Genomic DNA, 1,431 nt, shown 5'->3' on the forward strand with positions numbered 1-1,431 from the left:
AGCAAGCTTTTAAAAGGTCCGCTCGACTTGCATGTATTAGGCACGCCGCCAGCGTTCGTCCTGAGCCAGGATCAAACTCTCCAATAAAGAGTCTGAGCTTTTGCTCAAAATTTGCTAGCTTGTCTTACTTAAAATCATTTTGTCGTGTTCCGTAGAACCGACGTTGTGACGCTGTTGTTTTGTTTAGTTTTCAAAGATCATTTACTCGAAAGTTCTGTTGGTGGAGCCTAGCGGGATCGAACCGCTGACCTCCTGCGTGCAAAGCAGGCGCTCTCCCAGCTGAGCTAAGGCCCCAATGTATGAAGTTTCCTGCTGGTCGGGAAGACAGGATTTGAACCTGCGACCCCTTGGTCCCAAACCAAGTGCTCTACCAAGCTGAGCTACTCCCCGATAATGGCGCGCCCGAGAGGACTCGAACCCCTAACCTTTTGATCCGTAGTCAAACGCTCTATCCAATTGAGCTACGGGCGCTTATAAATGAAAGTCATTTTACTCTTGTAAAAACTCTGGTGCCGAGGACCGGAATCGAACCGGTACGGTAGTCACCTACCGCAGGATTTTAAGTCCTGTGCGTCTGCCAGTTCCGCCACCCCGGCAAATCTGTTGGAGCGGAAGACGGGATTCGAACCCGCGACCCCCACCTTGGCAAGGTGGTGTTCTACCACTGAACTACTTCCGCTAATATAAAATTACAATGCGGGTGAAGGGACTCGAACCCCCACGTCAAAGACACTAGATCCTAAGTCTAGCGCGTCTGCCAATTCCGCCACACCCGCAAGATAAATGGTGTGCCATGAAGGACTCGAACCTTCGACCCTCTGATTAAAAGTCAGATGCTCTACCGACTGAGCTAATGGCACGCAATAAAAGTGGTTTTATGCAATTCAGTTGACCATAACTTCGTTATGTCTATGTCAAAGGAAAAATGGTGCCGGCGATAGGAGTCGAACCCACGACCTACTGATTACAAGTCAGTTGCTCTACCAACTGAGCTACACCGGCATATTATGAATGATTATTTTCACTAACGTGAAAAAATATGGTGGAGGATGACGGGATCGAACCGCCGACCCCCTGCTTGTAAGGCAGGTGCTCTCCCAGCTGAGCTAATCCTCCATATAACTGCCTGGCAACGTCCTACTCTCACAGGGGGAGATCCCCCAACTACCATCGGCGCTGAAGAGCTTAACTTCCGTGTTCGGTATGGGAACGGGTGTGGCCTCTTCGCCATCATTACCAGACATATTCAGTTGAAGGTTGATCCTTCAAAACTAGATAATGTATTCATATCAAGAATTCCTATCGTTCATACATTTACTTATTGTTGGGTTAAGTCCTCGATCGATTAGTATTCGTCAGCTCCACATGTCGCCATGCTTCCACCTCGAACCTATCTACCTGATCATCTTTCAGGGATCTTACTTACCGAAG

Annotated in this window: 9 tRNA genes and 3 rRNA genes; all 12 read right to left on the reverse strand. The window is 48.5% G+C overall.

Annotation, left to right across the window (positions count from 1 at the left end):
- Positions 1-87, reverse strand: a 16S ribosomal RNA gene (locus EKQ44_RS21255); the annotation flags it as partial.
- Positions 88-218: 131 nt separating this feature from the next.
- A tRNA-Ala gene (locus EKQ44_RS21260) sits at positions 219-294 on the reverse strand.
- A gap of 19 nt (positions 295-313) precedes the next feature.
- Positions 314-390, reverse strand: a tRNA-Pro gene (locus tag EKQ44_RS21265).
- A gap of 4 nt (positions 391-394) precedes the next feature.
- Positions 395-471: transfer RNA gene (locus EKQ44_RS21270), tRNA-Arg, on the reverse strand.
- Between the two features lie 36 nt (positions 472-507).
- A tRNA-Leu gene (locus EKQ44_RS21275) sits at positions 508-596 on the reverse strand.
- Positions 597-604: 8 nt separating this feature from the next.
- Positions 605-679, reverse strand: a tRNA-Gly gene (locus EKQ44_RS21280).
- Positions 680-695: 16 nt separating this feature from the next.
- Positions 696-776, reverse strand: a tRNA-Leu gene (locus EKQ44_RS21285).
- Between the two features lie 8 nt (positions 777-784).
- Positions 785-860, reverse strand: a tRNA-Lys gene (locus EKQ44_RS21290).
- A gap of 66 nt (positions 861-926) precedes the next feature.
- Positions 927-1,002 (reverse strand) — tRNA-Thr (locus EKQ44_RS21295).
- A gap of 38 nt (positions 1,003-1,040) precedes the next feature.
- Positions 1,041-1,116: transfer RNA gene (locus EKQ44_RS21300), tRNA-Val, on the reverse strand.
- A gap of 8 nt (positions 1,117-1,124) precedes the next feature.
- A 5S ribosomal RNA gene (rrf, locus tag EKQ44_RS21305) occupies positions 1,125-1,241 on the reverse strand.
- 84 nt (positions 1,242-1,325) lie between these two features.
- Positions 1,326-1,431 (reverse strand): 23S ribosomal RNA (locus EKQ44_RS21310); the annotation flags it as partial.

The organism is Sutcliffiella horikoshii, assembly GCF_021991925.1.
Taxonomy (GTDB): domain Bacteria; phylum Bacillota; class Bacilli; order Bacillales; family Bacillaceae_I; genus Sutcliffiella_A; species Sutcliffiella_A horikoshii_F.